This window comes from Bradyrhizobium iriomotense (assembly GCF_018130765.1).
GTDB lineage: Bacteria > Pseudomonadota > Alphaproteobacteria > Rhizobiales > Xanthobacteraceae > Bradyrhizobium > Bradyrhizobium iriomotense_A.
The window spans coordinates 702,182-719,627 of record NZ_JAFCJZ010000001.1 but is presented as its reverse complement, the minus strand read 5'-3'; the positions used below and the strand labels follow the sequence as shown (position 1 = coordinate 719,627).

Here is a 17,446-nt window from a genome sequence, read left to right as displayed (position 1 = left end):
GTCGCGTCAGATCACGCCGCCATTGGCGCGGATGATCTGGCCGTTGACCCAGCCGCCGTCGCGCCCCGTGAGGAAGGCGACGACGCCTGCGATGTCGTCGGGCTGGCCGAGGCGGCCGAACGGGTTCATCGCGGCAATGGCGCGCACCTGCTGCTCGCTCTTGCCTTCGAGGAACAGCCGCGTCTCGACCGGCCCCGGTGCGACCGCGTTGACGGTGATGCGGCGGCTGCCGAGCTCCTTGGCAAGGATGTGGGTCATGGCTTCGACCGCGGCCTTGGTCGCGGCGTAGACGCCATAACCGGGCTGATAGAGGCCGATCACGCTGGACGAGAAGCTGACGATGTGGCCGCCGTCGCGCAGCCGCCGCGCTGCTTCGCGCAGGGACCGGAACACGCTGTCGAGGTTGATCGAGATCTGCCGCGCGAAGGCTTCATCGGTCACCGCCGCGAGCGGCCCGAGCTCCATGACGCCGGCATTGTTGACGAGGATGTCGACGCCGCCGAAGGCGTGCTCGGCTGCATCGAACAACCGCGCAGGGGTTGCCGGATCGGCGAGATCGGCCTGCACGGCGATGGCGCGTCCGCCGGCAGCCTCGATTTCGGCGACGAGCGCATCGGCAGCGTCCCGGCCGCTGGCATAGTTGATCGCAACCGCGATTCCGTCCTGCGACAGCCGGCGGGCGATGGCTGCGCCGATGCCGCGGGAACCGCCGGTCACGATGGCAGCGCGCTGAGATTGGTGGGGCATAACGGGTCTCCTTGATGCTGTTGGGCCAAGGGATACCTGATCGCTGCGGCCGGATAATCGCCCAGGACTTGCCATCACTTGTCGGCTGTGGTGAACAATCCGCCATGGACCGCTTTGACGCCATGCGCCTGTTCGTCCGTCTCGTGGAGCGGCAGAGCTTTACGGCCGCGGCGGCCGACCTTGGCATTCCGCGCTCGACGGCGAGCGAAGTCCTGCGCGGCCTTGAGTCGCGCCTGGGTACGCGCTTGCTCGAGCGGACCACTCGGCACGTCACCCCGACACTCGACGGAGAGGACTATTACCGCCGCTGCGTCGCCATCCTCGCCGAGGTCGAGGAAGCCGAAACCGCGATGCGCGATGCGCGCCCGCGCGGTCTGCTCCGCATCGATGCGCATCCCTTGCTGACCCGCACCTTCATCCTGCCGCATCTGCCGGAATTCCTCGCGCGCTATCCCGAGCTCGATTTGCAGATCGGGCAGGGCGACCGCCTGGTCGATCTCGTGCGCGAAGGCATTGATTGCGTGATCCGGTCGGGCGAGCCGGAGGACAGCGGCATGATCCTGCGTCGGCTCGGCACGATCGCCGAGATCACGGTGGCGAGCCCGGCCTATCTTGCCAAGCACGGCATGCCTGCGACGCCTGATGCGCTCGACGGCCATCAGATGGTGGCCTTCGTCTCCTCGCGCACCGGCGATGTGCTGCCGCTGGAATTTTCCGTCGCCGGCGCGCTGCGTCAAATCGTGCTGCCGAGCCGCCTTCGCGTCAACAATTCCGACACCATGGCCGATCTTGCCCGGCTCGGCTTCGGCCTCGTGCAAGCGCCGCGCTATCGCTTTGCCGATGATCTCGCCAGCGGCGCGCTGGTCGAGGTGCTGGCCGACTATCCGCCGTCGCCGACGCCGCTCTCGGCGCTCTACCCGCAGAACCGCCAGCTCGCGCTGCGCCTGCGCGTCTTCCTCGATTGGGTATCGGGCATTTTTGCGGAAGCGAAACTGTGAGCGCGCGGCGATCTGCGGAATCGTAGCCCGGGTGAGCGGAGCGATACCCGGGGGCCGCTGCTCGCGATGAATCCCGGATATCGCTTCGCTCATCCGGGCTACAAGACCTTGCTTTGAGCACACGCCTCTTTGTGAGTTGTGCCGGGGCCGCGGACGGCTACGATGCGATCGTTCCCTGGCATGGGACACATAACGACCGGGAGGCGACATGAGCGGGCAGGACCATAAAGTGAAGGGATCGGACCTGTTCGTCGCGGCCCTGGAGAACGAAGGCGTCGACCGTATTTTTGGCGTGCCCGGCGAAGAAAACCTCGATCTCGTCGAATCGCTGCGCAACTCCAGGATCGAGCTGGTCCTGACCCGTCACGAGCAGGCCGCCGCCTTCATGGCGGCGACACACGGGCGGCTGACCGGCAAGCCGGGCGTGTGTCTCTCCACACTCGGCCCCGGCGCGCTCAACCTGTCTACGGGCGCTGCCTATGCGCATCTCGGCGCGATGCCGATGATCCTGATCACCGGCCAGAAGGCGATCATGAGCAGCCGGCAGGCGCGTTTCCAGATCGTGGACGTGGTTGCCACCATGAAGCCGTTGACAAAGCTGTCGCGGCAGATCGTCAGCGCCTCCAGCATTCCGACCGTGGTGCGCGACGCCTTTCGCGTGGCGATGGAGGAGCGGCCGGGCCCGGTGCATCTCGAACTGCCCGAGGACATCGCCGGCGATGAGGTATCTGCCGTCCCCGTGATCCCGATCCATCCGATCGAGATACCGGTCGCCCATCGTGCCGCGCTCGACCGCGCCGCCGAGATGATTTTGGCGGCGAAGCATCCGCTGGTGATGATGGGCGCGGCAACGAGCCGGCCGCGCTCGACGCATGGCATCGCAAGCTTCGTGCGGCGCACCGGCATTCCGTTCTTCACGACGCAGATGGGCAAGGGCACCGTGCCGGGCGGCACTAATCTCTATATGGGCACCGCCGCGCTGTCCGAGCGCGACTATGTTCATGATGCCATCGACGCCGCCGACCTGATCGTGGCGATCGGTCACGATCCGATCGAGAAGCCGCCCTTCATCATGGGGCCGTCGGGGCCGAAGGTCATTCACGTCAGCTACACCTCGGCCAGCGTCGAGCAGGTCTATTTCCCGGATGCCGAGGTCGTCGGCGATGTCGGCCCGAGCCTGGAGCTGCTCGCCGACCGCCTCGAGGGCAAGTTGCCACAGGCCGCGGCGCTGCTACCGCTCAGGGAGGGAATCCTCAGCCACATTGCCGATCGCGCCACCGAGGCACGCTGGCCGCCGACGCCGCAGCGCATCGTGCACGACATCCGCCAGATGATCCCGGAGAACGGCATCGTCGCGCTCGACAATGGCATGTACAAGATCTGGTTTGCGCGCAACTATCGCACCCGCGTCGCCAACACGCTGCTGCTCGACAACGCGCTCGCAACCATGGGCGCGGGCCTGCCGTCGGCAATGATGGCCGCGATGCTCTATCCCGATCGCCGCGTGCTCGCGGTCGCCGGCGACGGCGGCTTCATGATGAACAGCCAGGAGATGGAGACGGCGGTCCGCCTCAAGCTCAACCTCGTCGTGCTGGTGCTGGAGGACAACGCCTACGGCATGATCCGCTGGAAGCAGGCCGTCGACCACTTTGCCGATTATGGCATGACCTTCGGCAATCCGGATTTTGCGATGTACGCGAAGTCGTACGGAGCCAAGGGGCATCGCATCGCAAGCATCGACAGCTTCGGCCCGACGCTCGATGCGGCGTTCAGGGAGGGCGGCGTGCATTTGGTGTCGATCCCGATCGACTATTCGGAGAATGTGCGCGTGCTGGTCGACGAACTGCGCGCGCATGAGAAATCGAAGGCGTGATGAACAGTGTAGCGAAGCAATCCAGCTTTGTAGCCCGGATGAGCGTAGCGATATCCGGGTAAAGTGTTCCCGCATGTCGCTTCGCTCATGCGGGCTACAGGCCCCCACGCTCAGCCCTCCCTGCGATAACAACTTGTCTCGCGCCCTCCGATCCCCGACACTCTCACTCACCCAACCAACCACAGGACTTATGAAATGACTCGCGTTCGTTGTGTCACCGAGATGGGCATGGGCGTCGACGTTCACGGCAGGGACGCCACCAAGGCGGCGAAGCGCGCGGTGTCCGATGCCATCCGGCATTCGAGCCTCGGCTTCTTCCGGATGATCGGCAAGACCGCGAACGACATGTTCGTCGACGTCACGATCGGCGTGCCCAACCCCGAGGCGGTGGACAAGGAAGCCGTCGCCAAGGAGCTGCCTTACGGCACCGTGACCGTGACTGCGGTCAAGGGCGGGCTGGAGATCCCCTCGGCCACGGAAGTCGCCAACGACCCCATCCTCATCGCCAATGCCGCCGTCATCGTCAGCTTCGACAAGGACTAGGCCGGTGTCCGACAGCGATGTGGCGCTGCTGGATCGCCCGATCTGGAGCGCGTTGACGACAAGCCAAAAGCACTTGGCGGAAGGCGGCCCGCAAGCGCTGCGCTATCCCGTCGACATGACGCCCTTTGCCGACATGGTCGACATGTCCGCGGCAAGCTTTGCGGCGCTTCGCGATCTCCTCTCGGGCACGCAGGTCGCCGCGCTGTTCACGCCGGAGCCGGTCGACGTTCCCGCCGGCTTCAAGGTGGTGCTCGCCGAGACCGGCGAGCAGATGATCGGCTCGCCCGCCGACAGTCCGCTGCGCGATGCCGAGATCGTCACGCTGGGGTCCGCCGACGTGCCTGCGATGATAGCGCTGACGGAGCTGACCAAGCCCGGGCCGTTCGCTGCCCGAACGCACCAGCTCGGCACATTCCTCGGAATCCGCGCCGGCGGCGAATTGGTCGCGATGACGGGTGAGCGGATGAAGCCGGGAAAGTTCGTCGAGATGACGGCCGTCTGCGTGCATCCGGACTATCGTGGGCGCGGCTATGCACAGGCGCTGCTCGCGGCGGTCGCGCGCCGGATCGAGGCGCGGGGCGAAATTCCGTTCCTGCACGTGTTCTCGAACAATACGTCCGCGATCGCGCTGTATCAGCGGCAGGGCATGCGGATCCGGCGCCGCCTGTACGTCACCGCGCTGATGAAGCAGGGATGAGCGTTTTTCGGCGGGCCTTCATATCCGCCGAATTCGCGCTATATCCATCCCAACCATAATTCGGGGGAAACACATGGACGCCAGAACGACAGATTTTTCCGCCGTGCGGACGGCGATGCAGCGCTATGTCGATCAGGAGATCATTCCGGGCGCGTCCTGGGCGGTGCTGCGGGGCCGCGACGTGGTCGATCAGCAATGCGTGGGCTTCGCCGACCGCGAGGCGAAGACGGTGCTCCGGCCCGACCATATCTTCCGTGCGTTTTCCAACACCAAGATCTTCGTCACCTGCGCGATCATGCTGCTCGTCGAGGAAGGCCGGATCGGGCTCGATGATGCCGTCGAGAAGGTCCTGCCGCAACTCGGCAACCGCAAGGTCCTCAAGCAAGGCGCGGCAAGCCTTGCCGACGTCGAGCCGGCGAGGAGGCCCATTACGATTCGCCAGCTTCTGACCCACACCTCCGGCCTCAGCTACGGCATCTTCGATCCCGGCACGGTGCTGTTCAAGGGCTACAACGAGGCGCGCGTGCTCAATCCGCTGACGCCGCTCTCCGACATGATCGACCAGCTCGCCGACTTGCCGCTGTCCTATCATCCCGGTGCGGGGTGGGAATATTCGGTGGCGACCGACGTGCTCGGCCGGATCGTGGAGGTCGTCTCGGGCCAGGCTCTCGATGCCTTCCTCAAGGCGCGCATCTTCGATCCCCTCGGCATGACCGACACCGGCTTCTACGTCCCCGAGGCGCAGCAGGGCAGGTTGGTCGCGCTCTACAATGGCGCCGACGTGCTCGACCCGATGAAGCCGGGCCTGACGCGCGCCGACAATCTCCCGTTTCCGCAGGCCTATCGACGTCCGTTCCCGCGGCTTTCGGGCGGCGGCGGTCTGGTCTCGACCCTGCCTGACATGCTCGCGCTGGTGCGCGCTTTGTTGCCCGGCTCGGATGCGCTGCTCAAGCCGGAGACGCTGCGGCAGATGATGACCAACCAGCTGCCCGCAGGCCAGACCATCCGCTTCGCCACTCTCGGCCCGATCCCTGGCAAGGGCTTTGGCCTCGGGGGCGCCGTCACCTTCGCGCTGGCGCCGTTCGATCCGCCGAACTCCACCGGCGAATTCCAGTGGGGCGGGCTGGCCGGCACCCATTGGTGGATCTGCCCGGAGGCCAATACCGCGGGCGTCCTGATGGCCCAGCGCTACATGGGCTTCTGGAACCCGTTCTTCTTCGAATTCAAGCGCCTGGCCTATCAGGCGGTCGGAGGCTGACCGCAAAAAAAATTGCAGCTCCAGCGAATCCTTTTCGACCGGCGCGTCCTCTTTGTGGTCGAGGCGATCAGCCTCGGCTCATCTCGGAGGATGCGATGGCATTTTACAGGAAGAACATCGGCGGCCTGCACCAGGCGGTGCGGCTCACTTTGGGCGTGGCGGTCGCGGGCGCGGCATTGGTTTATCTGGCAGGCGCGACGGCATGGCTGGTTGCGCTCGGCGGCGCCGGCCTCGCGCTGACGGGCCTCGTCGGCTATTGCCCGATGTGCGCGATGGCGGGAATTGGGCGAGGAGGCGTGTCGTGAGCGCGGCTGCGATCTCGCCGAACCTGTTCGAAGCGGCGCGGCTCGGCGATCCCAAGGCGATCGCCTCGCTGCTCGCGACGGCGCAGCCGGACATCCGCCGCTATGCGCGCGCGACCTGCCGCAGCTCGGCGGATGCCGAGGATGCGACGCAGGAGGCGCTGTGGATCCTGTTCCGCCATGTCGGCACGATCCGCTCGCTGCTGGCGTTTTCGGCGTGGCTGTTCAGCGTCGTCCGCCGCGAATGCCTGCGGCTCGCGGGCAAGGCGGGCCTGGTTCCGGCTGTCGATGAGAGCGAGGCGGAAGCCGCACTGCTCTCGCGCCCTGAGACCGACCTGCGGCTCGACGTGGCCGCCGCCTTCGAGGCGCTGCCGCCGCACTATCGGGATGTCGCGCTGATGCGTGACGTCAAGGAGATGACGATCGATGAGATTGCCGCCGCACTCGGTGCCACCAGGCAGACCGTGAAGGCTCGGCTGCATCGCGCCCGCACACTGATGCGCGAATATCTGACGAGATGAGGGACGATCGAATATCAGAGAGAAGAATGAGAAGATGCAGGCGGGAAGCTATGCCTCCCGCCTGCTGTTCGCGTTAGTCCTTCCACGGGTCGAACTCGCCTTCGCCGGCCATGGCGACGGCGAACGGCCGCAGCGTGTGCAGCACCCGCACGGTGCCGGCGTGCTGCGCCAGCACGTCCGGCAGGCGGCGATAGGCCATCGGGCTTTCGTCGAGGTCGGCACCGATCAAGGTGACGCCACGCTCGTTCAGCCACTGGTCCATCTCCGCGCGCGAGAAGCGCCGCTTCGCTTCCTTGCGTCCGAACAGGCGGCCGGCGCCGTGCACGGTCGAATAGAGCGAAGCCTTGGCTTCCGGGCTGTCGACGCCTTCGAGGATGACGGCGTCGTCGCCCATCGAGCCGCCGACGAATCCCTTCTGGCCGGGAAACGCCGGGGTCGCGCCCTTGCGCACCACCCACAGATCCTTCCCGTCGTGGGTCTCACGCCAGGCATAGTTGTGGTGGTTGTGCACGCTCTCGGTCACGCTGCCGCCGATGATCTGGCGGACGCGCTCGACCACCCACTCGCGGCCCGCATAGGCGTAACGCCCGGCGAGCTGCATCGCCGCGATGTAGCGGCGGCCGAGCTCGGAATCCTCGTCGACCACGGCGGGCGGGACGTTCATGCCGTCCTTGCCGCCGGCAGCCTTGAGGTAGCGCGTCGCGGAGGTGTGCCCGAGACCCCGGCTTCCGAAATGGACGCCGATCCAGACAAAGCCTTCCTCGTCGCGCATGAGATCGACATAGTGGTTGCCCGATCCGACCGTGCCGAGCTGAGCCACCGCCTTCTGACGGTAGGCCTCCATGTCGCTCTCGCGCCAGGCATCGCCGTCGTCGAACAGCTCGTGCTCGGCCCGTTCGGCGTTGGCACGGCCGACGCCGAACGAGATCACCTTGGCGACGTCGCGGATGATCGTGGGCACGATCGCCGCAATATCGTCGAAGCGGGTATCGAGCCGGGCCGCCATGTTGCCGCAGCCGATGTCGAAGCCGACGCCGGAGATGCTGATCTGCTTCTCATAGGCGATGACCCCGCCGACCGGCTGGGCGTAGCCGAGATGGCCGTCGGCGCAGATCACGCCTGATACGACATTGCCGACCGCCATGCAGTTGCGCATCTGCGCGATCGTCGCCTCCTCGTGCGGGCCAAAAATCTTCAGCGGCGCATTCTGGAAGCGGGCCTCCTGCGGACGAAGGTTCGCGATCTCGCTCGCGGCGGCATTGGCCTCGCGGGCAAGGTGCTCCTTGCGCGCGGCGTCCCGGTACGAGCACCAGGCCGGCTGGCCGCGTCCTTCGCCGACGCGCGAGTCGGGATCGACGCCGGCGGCGAGGCAAAGCTCGCGGGCGCGCTCCATGTAGGGATCGGATCGTCGCATGGTCGTGGTTCCTGCTTCACATCCTACGCGCACCATAGCCGGCGCGCGCGGATCATTTCAGAGAATTCGGAGGCCCCGGGCGCGTCTCGCGTCCGGGGCCGTTGTCGTTGCGCATCAGTTCAACGCCGTCTCCGACGCCGCGATCCACGCGACCACGGCCTCGGAGAAGCCGTTGACGCGGGTCCAGTCGCCGTGGCCGACACCGTGCTGATACGAGGCCACGTTCACCATGGTGCCGCGCGCCCTGGGCGCGGGCACGGCGTCGTGGCTCTGCTCGTCGGTGAAGACGATGAGGCGATCGCCCTTGCGGTCGATCTCCGTCACCGCCTTGCCGAGATACGTCCCGCCGTGTGCTTGCGAGTTGATGATCGCATCCCGAAGCGCAAAACCGCGGCGGGGTGGGACCTTCACGACCTCATTGCTGAAGGTGAAGATCTCGACCTCGTCGCAGATCTCGCGGGCGAGAATGGCAAGGCCACACGCCGCCTCCGCGCGCGTCATTTCCGACTGCGCGGAGAGGGTTGCGAACATCGAGCCCGACACGTCGATCAGGAGCCGGGTGCGGCCCGGGAGCCGCACATGGTCCTTGACCGACTTGAGCATCGCAGCCTCGAGCTCGGGCTCGAAGTCCGGCGCATAGCGCGCCGCCGTGATGAAGCGATACGGCAGGATACGATCCGTCCGCATCGCCTCGATCGCGCCTGCGATGGTCTCGCGCGGAACCTGCGCGTTCTGCATCAGCCGCAGATTGCGCAGGAGTGCCAGGCCGCCGAGCTTCTTCTCGGCGATCAGCCGCTCGAAGGTCTCGCGCTTGCTTTTTCCCGCCGAGAGCGAAACCTCCCAGGTGTCGGGGGCGGCGAGCTCGCCATCGACGAGCTGCTTCCACACCTTGGCCTGCTCGGAATCCTTCGGCTTGGCGTGGACCAGGAACAGCACGTCCCTGATGCGCACCGCGCCGTCGCGGTCCCACTTGGCGAGCTGGTAGGCGTCGAACTTGGTCAGCGCGCGGGCAAGGCCCTTCTTGACCTGCGCGGAGACCGGCTGACGCTTGCGCTGCTGCATCGGCCCCAGCGCATCCGCCCAGTAGATCGCGAGCAGCTCCGTCATCTCGTCGGGACGCTGGATCACCTGGTGAAGCGTGTCGGCCACGAGGGCGCGGTGCTTCTCGCTCCGCGCCATCTCGCGGATGACGAGCAACGGCGCGTGCCTGAGCTTCATCACCTCGCGGGCCTCGACCGCGAGCTGCGCCACGCGGGCCGGCGCGACCTTCGGCACGAGTGTCTTGATGCGGTCGGCGATGGAGACGCCGTCTTCGTAGAACTGGTCCTCCCACAGGAGGCAGTTCATCAGCGCGCGCTTCAGCTCCATCTCGGGCGTGAAGCGGATTGCGCGCGCGCCCTCACGCGTGAAGGCGCGAACGATCTTGTTGAGCCTGACCATGACGGCCTCCTCTGGGTTGACGGTGTGTTGGAGCGGGTGCCGGGGAACAAGCGAGGCTGATCGTGCTCTACCAACTGAGCTACGGACTGATGTCCGGGAGGGCTCGAACCTCCGACAGCGAAGTAACAGCGCTCTTCACCACCGGCGGTGGGGACGACAAGTCACGATCCGGGAACAGGCGATTGCTGAGATCCGGCGAGCAAAAGCTTGCCGGAAAGCGCTCTGGCCACTGAGCTACCGGTGCATGGTACACCGGGCGGGATTCGAACCCGCGACCTCTCGCGTGATAGGCGAAGTAACAGCGATCTTCACCACGGATCGTGATGGGGTTGGCGGGGAACGGACGATGCTGTTGCCGCCCCTTGGGCGAATTGAGCTACGGCATTGCAGCCGGCGGGATTCGAGCCCGCAACCTCCGTTCTGGAAAGCCAGGACGGTGCTCTACCGAAGTAACAGTCATCTTCACCACCGCCAGGCCGATGCTTTCACACCGGCCGTTGATGGATACGCTGGGGAACAGTCGATGTCGGCGTCAGTGACGACAACACAGGCGCCGTTCTTGCGAACGGATCCTGCGCCGGGCCGCGTGCAGGCCCTCTCGAGGCCCGCATCCCGGTGCGTGTGTCAAGGGCGGGATTCGAACCCGCTTTGCCGTGAGAAGTATCCGACATCTTCACCACCAGCGTCGGTTGAGCCGCGATCCCCGCGGCAAACCGAACTTAAGAAAATTCTATCGCGGCGCTGTCGACGCGCCGCATGTCGCGAACCCACTGGGTTCGCTCTGCCATCGGTGTCCGGCTCATCGCCTCGTTCCCTCCGGCAGGCCCCGCGCGCTTGGGCACGCGCCTCTCCAGCGCGAGCCCCGAGATCCGGGTCTCTCGTTCCGGCGATTGCCGGGATGTTCGAAGGAGCCGCGCGGCGGGCAACAAAAAACCCTCCGGAGCGGCAGGCTCGGGAGGGTCCGTGAGAAGCGGACTGTCGATCTTGCGGTCAGGCAAGATCGCTCCCATGAGCCAGGCATGCGACATCGAATAGCTCGGAGCTATTCGGCATGTGGGCAATTCTTTCGTAGCGGTGTGACATCGCTCGGTTCATGGTGCTTGTTGCGAACGGAAGTGTTCGCGAGGCCGCGGGAAATACGCCTGCAACTTGCGGATGTCAAGCGAGGGCGTGCGAAAATTGCAGGACACTGACGACAAGACACGAATGCCTGACGTGCCGAACTATCTCGGACTCGACGGATTTCGCTTCGGCTGGGTCGCAGCCTGGATCGATGGTCGCGGCGATCACGGCTTCGATTATTCACCCGGCCTGACGCGTCTGCTCGCGATCCCGCACGCACGCGCGATGATCGACATGCCGATCGGATTGAAGGCGAGCGGCTATCGCGCGTGCGATCTGCGTGCGCGCGAACTTGTCGGGCCCGCCGTGTTTCTCGGCGCGCGACGGGACCTCTGGACGTTCCCGGACATGCCCGCGGCCAATCGCCATTACTGGGAGCATGAAGGTAAGGGCAGGGGCGTCTCGGCGCAGCTCTGGAACATCAGGGACAAGATGAGAGAGGTCGACGAGATCATAACGCCGGCACGGCAGGCGACGATCGGCGAGGCGCATCCGGAATTGATCTTCTGGAATCTCGCAGGGCGCCTCCGTCTCGCAAGGAAGACGTCGGCGCACGGTCGCGAACAGCGCATCGCGCTGCTGGAGCAACGCGGCTTCACGCGCTTGCCAAGATGGCTGACATGGCGTCACGGCACGGGCATCGGCCGCGACGATCTCATCGACGCCTGCGCCTGCGCGGTTGCGGCACGCGACAGCACGCAACGTGTCGGTGGTGACGAGATCGATCCGCGCGGGCTACGGATGGAAATCAACTACTAGAGCTTGCGTCATGCCTTTCCTCGCCTAGATTAGATGCGCCTCAACTGCAGATCGAAGGTTGCCGATGTCTGATCTCTCCGCATTTCCCATCACCAAGCGCTGGCCAGCCGCGCATCCCGAGCGGCTTCAGCTCTATTCGTTGCCGACGCCGAACGGCGTCAAGGTTTCGATCATGCTGGAGGAGATCGGACTGCCTTACGAGGTCCACCTCGTTGATTTCGGCAAGGACGATCAGAAGACGCCGGAATTCCTCTCGCTCAATCCGAACGGCAAGATCCCAGCGATGCTCGATCCCAACGGTCCCGGCGGCAAGCCGCTGGCGCTGTTCGAATCCGGAGCGATCCTGCAATATCTCGCGGAGAAGACCGGCAAGCTGCTGCCGCAGGACGCTGCGCGGCGCTACCAGACCATCCAGTGGCTGCATTTCCAGATGGGCGGCATCGGGCCGATGTTCGGCCAGGTCGGCTTCTTCCACAAATTCGCCGGCAAGGAGTTTGAGGACAAGCGGCCGCTGGAGCGCTACGTGGGCGAGTCAAAGCGGCTGCTCGGCGTGATGGAGCTGCATCTTGCCGGTCGGCAATGGTTCATGGATGACGACTACACCATCGCCGACATCTCCATGCTGGGCTGGGTGCGCAACCTCATCGGCTTCTACGGCGCCGGCGAGCTCGTCGCGTTCAGCCAGTTCAAGTCGGTCGGAGCCTGGCTCGAACGCGGACTTGCGCGGCCGGCGGTGCAGCGCGGGCTGAACATTCCGAAGCGGCCGTAGGATCAGCTCAGCGCCTTGTAGGTCATGTAGAGCGCCATCAGTGAGACGAGGGCGATCATGGCCCGGCGCAGCATCGATTTGCTGACGCCGTTGGCCATGCGCGCGCCGAGGTCGGTGCCGACCCACAGACCGGCCAGAATGCCGAGGATGGCCGGCCAGCCGACCATGAGCCCCTTGCTCCAGTAGATCGAGGCGGCCGGAATGTTGGTCGGGATCACCGAGAAGATCAGGCTGACGAGCTGCGCCTGATGCTGCGGCACGCGCAGGCCCGCGGCGAGGCCGACGGTGATCGCGAGGCCGCCGCCGATTCCCATGAAGCCGGAGGAAAATCCGGCCAGCGTGCCGATGCCGAGCAGGGGCAGCCAGGGCAGTTCGTCTTGAGCGCCAGCCTCGCTGCCGGCGTCCTTACGGTCGCGGCGCAGAAGCAACATTGCGATCAGCGCGACGAGATAGACGACGTAGGTCCATTGCAGCACTGCGTCGGATACTGTCGCCGCGGCATACCCACCACCGGCGCCGCCGGCGAGAAATCCGAGGCCGATCCAGACGATCCACGGCAAGGGGCTGCGGTTGCCGCTCCGCCAGTAGCGGCGCGCGCCGGCAAGGCCCGTCGGAGGGATCTGCGTGATCAGAGAGGTTCCCTGCGCGACGTGCTGTTCTGCCCCGAGCAACAGCACGGAGAAGATGACGAGGCCGCCACCCGGACTCGTGCCCGTGAAGCCCGATGCCAATCCCGCGACAAGACCAACGCCGCCGCCGGCGAGGAGTTCATGGATCCAGGTCATCGTTCATGTTCTGGTTCGTCGCTTGACGTCCGCCTTCGGCGTGCGCAAGCCATCGATCACACCATCGACGGCCGCCATGCAGGCTGCGACGTCAAAATCCTCGCCCCAGCATTTCTGCAGCACAAAGCCCTGGAAGATCGCGATCAGCACGCGCGCGATGGTCTCGGCGCCGAGGTCGCGCTTGATGAGGCCGTCGTGCTGGCCGCGCTCGACCAGCGCCACGATCAGGGCGCGCGGCATGTTGATGCCTTCGACGACGCTGTTGCGGACGCGGCGGTTGCGCAAGGCCTCGGCCCAGCCATGGATGCCGACGCGCCGCCGCGCTTCGCCGGCGGGATCAGTGAGCCATTGCGCGTAGACGCGAACCAGCGCGTGCAGTCCTTCGATCGGATCGCCGGACCCTTGCGCGACCGAGTTGAGCACGGCCTCGCGGCGATGCCGGTCGTCGGCCAGCGCCTCGATCAGATCGTCCTTGCTCTGGAAGTAGAGATAGACCGCGCCGTGGCTGAGCCCCGATCGTTTGACGATGTCGGCCATGCCGGTCTGGTGAAAGCCGTCTTCCGCGAAGCAGGCGAGGGCGGCCTCGAGGATCTGCTGCCGCCGGCCTTCGCGCTGCTTGTCGCTGATCTTGGGCATTTGGCTGTCCCTAAATAGCTGACCGGTCGATCGTTTTAGTTGTTGGCGAGTTTTGGTTGACGTTTCAGCTATTAAATAAAAAAACGATCAGTCAGTCATTTTTATTGCCAAAGAGGATTTTGGTCAAGTCCTGGCCGTCGGAGACGAGAAACAGGCGGGGATTATGCCGTTGCGACCGCGCGGGGCAGGAGCGGGGCGGTCCGTGGTCGCGTTGCGGCTAGAACAGTCGCCCGCCGTTCGGCACGGGCTTGCTCGGCTGCACCAGCACGACCTTGCCGTCGGCATCGGGGAAGCCGAGCGTCAGCACCTCCGAGACAACAGGCCCGATCTGGCGCGGCGGAAAATTGACGACGGCCGCGACCTGTTGTCCCACCAGCGTCTCGAGCGGATGGTTCTCGGTGATCTGCGCCGAGCTCTTGCGCACGCCGATCGCGGGTCCGAAGTCGATCCACAGACGCCAGGCCGGCTTGCGCGCCTCCGGGAACGGTTGGGCGTCGACGATGGTGCCGACGCGGATGTCGACTTTGAGGAAGCTGTTGAAGTCGATGGTCGGCGAGGCGGCGGCCGCGGGATCGTGGGTGACGTGCATGATGTGTCCGTTTTGCAGGGCGGGCTTCGTTTGCAATATTGTCGCGCGAAGCGGAGTTTCGTACAACGCCGCAGCCGAAGCATCACGCATGCGCGAGGAGTTGTCTTGCCCAACATCATCTACGGCATCAAGAACTGCGACACCATGAAGAAGGCGCGCACCTGGCTCGACAGTCATGGCGTGGCTTACGACTTTCACGACTACAAGGCCGCGGGCGTCGAGAAGGACAAGCTCAAGCAGTGGAGCGATAAGGTCGGCTGGGAGACGCTGCTCAATCGGGCCGGCACGACCTTCAAGAAGCTCCCTGATTCCGACAAGGAAGGCCTCACCGAGAAGAAGGCGCTGGCGTTGATGCTGGCGCAGCCTTCGATGATCAAGCGGCCGGTGCTGGAAGCCGGCGGCAAGCTGCTGGTCGGCTTCAAGCCGGACATCTATGCCAAGGAAGTCAAGGCCAAGTGAGTCAGGCCAAGTAAGTCCGGCCAAGTCGTTCGGCTCTAGTTCAGCTCGATGATCTCGGTGGCCTCGCCAGGCTGATCGGCGAACTCGACGACGTCCGCGGCCGCGATGCGGCCGGGGGTGCGATGAAAGAGATCGCGGTCGATCACGGCGCACAGTTTGGGACGCGGCAGCGCGTCATTTCCGCGCATCAGATTCCTGATCTCGAAGCCGCCGTCCTCGCAGAAGGTCTTGAGCGAGGCGATGACGTGACAGACCTTGCCGTCGGTCAGGAACGGCAGCAGCAGGCGCTCATAGGCGACGACGCGCCCATAGATGTCGTCGACGTCGGCAACGCTGTAGACCGGAAGCCCGCGCGCGACGCATTCATGGTAGACGGGCATCACCGAGGGCACGAGCCGCGGCCCGATATATTCATCCAGCGGCACGCCCTTGCCGGTGTGGCCGTAGGCGCGCGAGATGCGCGTGCCTTCGCTCTGGATGATGAGACGCGGGCTCGGTGCCGAATTGTCCACCGTATAATAGATGAGGTCGGACAGCTCTTCCTCGAGCCGTGCCGGCTGGTACTCCCAGATCGCCGGTGCGATCTGTTGCCGCGCATAAAGTCGCAGCCACGTGTTCAGCAGATCGCGCTGCCTGATCGACTTGACGACGGAGGGAGCGGCGCTTGCGAAATCCAAAACAATATTCCCGGCAGAGATACCCGCAGCATGATGCCGCTTGCGGGAAAATTTTCTATGAAGGCTGGCGTGCGGGGCGAAAGACCGTTAACGACGGCTTGATGGCCGGTGCTTTTGCGTACCGGGAGGCCGGGCAGGCGTGACATCAAAACATCTCCGACTAAGGGAGCATTTGTATCCCAGCCGGAGGCCTGATCTGCTCAGCTTTCCGCCTTGCCTAACCCCCGTCACCTCCGGCATATTCCGCGCCCGGAGGCGGCGTTCCGGACGGGCTCCAAGACCTCCGGAATGCCGAAGCAACAAGGACAGCCACGCGCGCTGCGCGGGCAGGGGGAAATCTGTTTGGCCGATGAGTTCATTCTCGAAACGGAAGGCTTGACCAAGGAATTCGCGGGCTTCTTCGCCGTCCGCGACGTTGCGCTCAAAGTCCGCCGTGGGAGCATTCACGCGTTGATCGGCCCGAACGGCGCCGGCAAGACGACGTGCTTCAATCTTTTGACCAAGTTCCTGAAACCGTCTGCCGGAAAAATCCTCTACAAGGGGCAGGACATTACCGCGATGGCGCCGGCCGACGTGGCGCGCATGGGACTGGTCCGTTCGTTCCAGATATCAGCGGTATTTCCGCATCTCACCGCGCTGGAAAACGTCCGCGTCGCGCTTCAGCGCCAGCACGGCAGTTCCTTTGATTTCTGGCGCTCGAAGTCGGTGCTCAACCGCTTCAACGATCGCGCGCGCGAACTGCTGAACGATGTCGGCCTCAGCGAGTTTGCCAATACGCCCGCGGTCGAGATGCCCTACGGGCGCAAGCGCGCATTGGAGATCGCAACCACGCTCGCGCTCGATCCCGAGATGATGCTGCTGGACGAGCCGATGGCCGGCATGGGCCACGAGGACATCGACAAGATCGCGGCGCTGATCAAGCGCATCTCCGCGAAATACACCATCCTGATGGTCGAGCATAACTTAAGCGTCGTGGCCAATCTCTCCGACATCATCACCGTGCTGACGCGCGGGCAGGTGCTCGCGCAGGGTCATTACAGCGAGCTCACCAAGGACGAGCGCGTCAAGGAAGCTTACTTGGGAGCCGGTCATGCCTGACACTGCGATCGCCGAGGCTCCGGCAAAGGCTGCAACCGGCGGAAACATCCTCCAGGTCCGCAACCTCGAAGCATGGTACGGCGAGTCCCACATCCTGCACGGGATCAATTTCGACGTGAATGCGGGCGAGGTCGTCACCCTGCTCGGGCGTAACGGCGCCGGCAAGACCACCACGCTGAAGTCGATCATGGGCATCATCGGCAAGCGTGCCGGTTCGGTGAAGTTCAACAACCAGGAGATCATTCGCGCCACCTCCGACAAGATCGCGCGGATGGGCATCGCGTTCTGCCCGGAAGAGCGGGGGATATTCGCCAGCCTCGACGTCCGCGAGAATCTGATGCTGCCGCCGGTCGTGCGCGAAGGCGGACTGCCGCTGGATCAGATCTTCGATCTGTTTCCGAACCTGAAGGAGCGGCTCAACAGCCAGGGCACGAAGCTGTCCGGCGGCGAGCAGCAGATGCTGGCGATCGCGCGCATCCTGCGCACCGGCGCGAGTTTCCTGATGCTGGACGAGCCGACCGAGGGCCTTGCGCCGGTCATCATCCAGCAGATCGGTCACACCATTGCGCGGCTCAAGAAGGAGGGATTCACGATCCTCCTGGTCGAGCAGAACTTCCGCTTCGCATCCACCGTCGCCGATCGCTACTATGTGGTCGAGCACGGCAAGATCATTGATGGATTTTCCAATTCGGAGCTCGCCGCCAACATGGACAAGCTCCACACCTATCTGGGCGTCTGAGCGGCGCAGGCCGCCCGGTC

At 64.9% G+C, this 17,446-nt stretch carries 19 protein-coding genes; 12 read left to right on the top strand and 7 right to left on the bottom strand.

Annotated features, from left to right (window positions below):
• Positions 1 to 6: 6 nt before the first annotated feature.
• Positions 7 to 747 (bottom strand): SDR family oxidoreductase, encoded by a 741-nt coding sequence (locus tag JQ635_RS03435; RefSeq protein ID WP_211408436.1) that lies wholly within the window; start codon positions 745 to 747, stop codon positions 7 to 9.
• Between the two features lie 104 nt (positions 748 to 851).
• Between JQ635_RS03435 and JQ635_RS03430 the strand changes: the two genes are divergently transcribed.
• The 7 genes from JQ635_RS03430 to JQ635_RS03400 all read left to right on the top strand — a co-directional run bounded on the left by JQ635_RS03430 (position 852) and on the right by JQ635_RS03400 (position 6,939).
• Positions 852 to 1,745: a LysR family transcriptional regulator gene (locus JQ635_RS03430; protein ID WP_211408435.1), complete on the top strand. Its 894-nt coding sequence runs from the start codon at positions 852 to 854 to the stop codon at positions 1,743 to 1,745.
• A 208-nt stretch (positions 1,746 to 1,953) separates the two neighbouring features.
• On the top strand, positions 1,954 to 3,618 hold the full coding sequence (locus JQ635_RS03425; RefSeq protein WP_211408434.1) for an acetolactate synthase large subunit: 1,665 nt from the start codon (positions 1,954 to 1,956) through the stop codon (positions 3,616 to 3,618).
• A gap of 195 nt (positions 3,619 to 3,813) precedes the next feature.
• On the top strand, positions 3,814 to 4,161 hold the full coding sequence (locus JQ635_RS03420) for a Lin0512 family protein (RefSeq protein ID WP_018646107.1): 348 nt from the start codon (positions 3,814 to 3,816) through the stop codon (positions 4,159 to 4,161).
• Between the two features lie 4 nt (positions 4,162 to 4,165).
• Positions 4,166 to 4,858 carry a GNAT family N-acetyltransferase gene (locus tag JQ635_RS03415; protein WP_211408433.1) on the top strand — a complete coding sequence of 231 codons (693 nt, stop codon included), beginning with the start codon at positions 4,166 to 4,168 and terminating at the stop codon, positions 4,856 to 4,858.
• A 73-nt stretch (positions 4,859 to 4,931) separates the two neighbouring features.
• Positions 4,932 to 6,116, top strand: coding sequence for a serine hydrolase domain-containing protein (locus JQ635_RS03410; RefSeq protein WP_211408432.1), 1,185 nt, complete (start codon positions 4,932 to 4,934; stop codon positions 6,114 to 6,116).
• A gap of 95 nt (positions 6,117 to 6,211) precedes the next feature.
• Positions 6,212 to 6,421, top strand: a complete 210-nt coding sequence (locus tag JQ635_RS03405; protein ID WP_211408431.1) for a YgaP family membrane protein — start codon at positions 6,212 to 6,214, stop codon at positions 6,419 to 6,421.
• On the top strand, positions 6,418 to 6,939 hold the full coding sequence (locus JQ635_RS03400) for an RNA polymerase sigma factor (protein ID WP_211408430.1): 522 nt from the start codon (positions 6,418 to 6,420) through the stop codon (positions 6,937 to 6,939). Before JQ635_RS03405 ends, JQ635_RS03400 begins: the two co-directional genes overlap by 4 nt.
• Before the next feature lie 73 nt (positions 6,940 to 7,012).
• Here JQ635_RS03400 and JQ635_RS03395 read toward each other — a convergent pair whose 3' ends face one another.
• On the bottom strand, positions 7,013 to 8,353 hold the full coding sequence (locus JQ635_RS03395; protein ID WP_211408429.1) for an RtcB family protein: 1,341 nt from the start codon (positions 8,351 to 8,353) through the stop codon (positions 7,013 to 7,015).
• A 114-nt stretch (positions 8,354 to 8,467) separates the two neighbouring features.
• Complete coding sequence (locus JQ635_RS03390) at positions 8,468 to 9,793, bottom strand: TROVE domain-containing protein (RefSeq protein WP_211408428.1); 1,326 nt, start codon at positions 9,791 to 9,793, stop codon at positions 8,468 to 8,470.
• 1,215 nt (positions 9,794 to 11,008) lie between these two features.
• On the opposite strand from JQ635_RS03390, the gene JQ635_RS03385 reads away from it, so the two are divergent.
• Positions 11,009 to 11,674, top strand: a complete 666-nt coding sequence (locus tag JQ635_RS03385) for a DUF429 domain-containing protein (protein WP_211408485.1) — start codon at positions 11,009 to 11,011, stop codon at positions 11,672 to 11,674.
• 64 nt (positions 11,675 to 11,738) lie between these two features.
• A complete protein-coding gene (locus JQ635_RS03380) occupies positions 11,739 to 12,443 on the top strand; it encodes a glutathione S-transferase family protein (protein ID WP_211408427.1) in 705 nt (234 codons plus the stop codon).
• Between the two features lie 2 nt (positions 12,444 to 12,445).
• On the opposite strand, the gene JQ635_RS03375 is transcribed toward JQ635_RS03380, so the two are convergent.
• From JQ635_RS03375 to JQ635_RS03365, 3 genes are all read right to left on the bottom strand, one after another.
• The gene (locus JQ635_RS03375) at positions 12,446 to 13,228 is read right to left on the bottom strand and encodes a sulfite exporter TauE/SafE family protein (RefSeq protein ID WP_211408426.1); all 783 of its coding nucleotides are present in this window, start codon (positions 13,226 to 13,228) and stop codon (positions 12,446 to 12,448) included.
• 3 nt (positions 13,229 to 13,231) lie between these two features.
• Complete coding sequence (locus tag JQ635_RS03370) at positions 13,232 to 13,864, bottom strand: TetR/AcrR family transcriptional regulator (RefSeq protein WP_211408425.1); 633 nt, start codon at positions 13,862 to 13,864, stop codon at positions 13,232 to 13,234.
• A 217-nt stretch (positions 13,865 to 14,081) separates the two neighbouring features.
• Positions 14,082 to 14,453 carry a tRNA-binding protein gene (locus JQ635_RS03365; protein ID WP_211408424.1) on the bottom strand — a complete coding sequence of 124 codons (372 nt, stop codon included), beginning with the start codon at positions 14,451 to 14,453 and terminating at the stop codon, positions 14,082 to 14,084.
• A 105-nt stretch (positions 14,454 to 14,558) separates the two neighbouring features.
• Here JQ635_RS03365 and JQ635_RS03360 point away from each other — a divergent pair, with 105 nt between their 5' ends.
• The gene (locus tag JQ635_RS03360) at positions 14,559 to 14,912 is read left to right on the top strand and encodes an ArsC family reductase (RefSeq protein ID WP_211408423.1); all 354 of its coding nucleotides are present in this window, start codon (positions 14,559 to 14,561) and stop codon (positions 14,910 to 14,912) included.
• 35 nt (positions 14,913 to 14,947) lie between these two features.
• Here the strand turns inward: JQ635_RS03360 and JQ635_RS03355 are convergent, their stop codons facing one another.
• Positions 14,948 to 15,589, bottom strand: coding sequence for a PAS domain-containing protein (locus tag JQ635_RS03355; RefSeq protein WP_211408422.1), 642 nt, complete (start codon positions 15,587 to 15,589; stop codon positions 14,948 to 14,950).
• Positions 15,590 to 15,931: 342 nt separating this feature from the next.
• On the opposite strand from JQ635_RS03355, the gene JQ635_RS03350 reads away from it, so the two are divergent.
• Positions 15,932 to 16,687: an ABC transporter ATP-binding protein gene (locus JQ635_RS03350; protein WP_008551999.1), complete on the top strand. Its 756-nt coding sequence runs from the start codon at positions 15,932 to 15,934 to the stop codon at positions 16,685 to 16,687.
• A complete protein-coding gene (locus tag JQ635_RS03345; RefSeq protein ID WP_211408421.1) occupies positions 16,680 to 17,426 on the top strand; it encodes an ABC transporter ATP-binding protein in 747 nt (248 codons plus the stop codon). Before JQ635_RS03350 ends, JQ635_RS03345 begins: the two co-directional genes overlap by 8 nt.
• Positions 17,427 to 17,446: the final 20 nt, after the last annotated feature.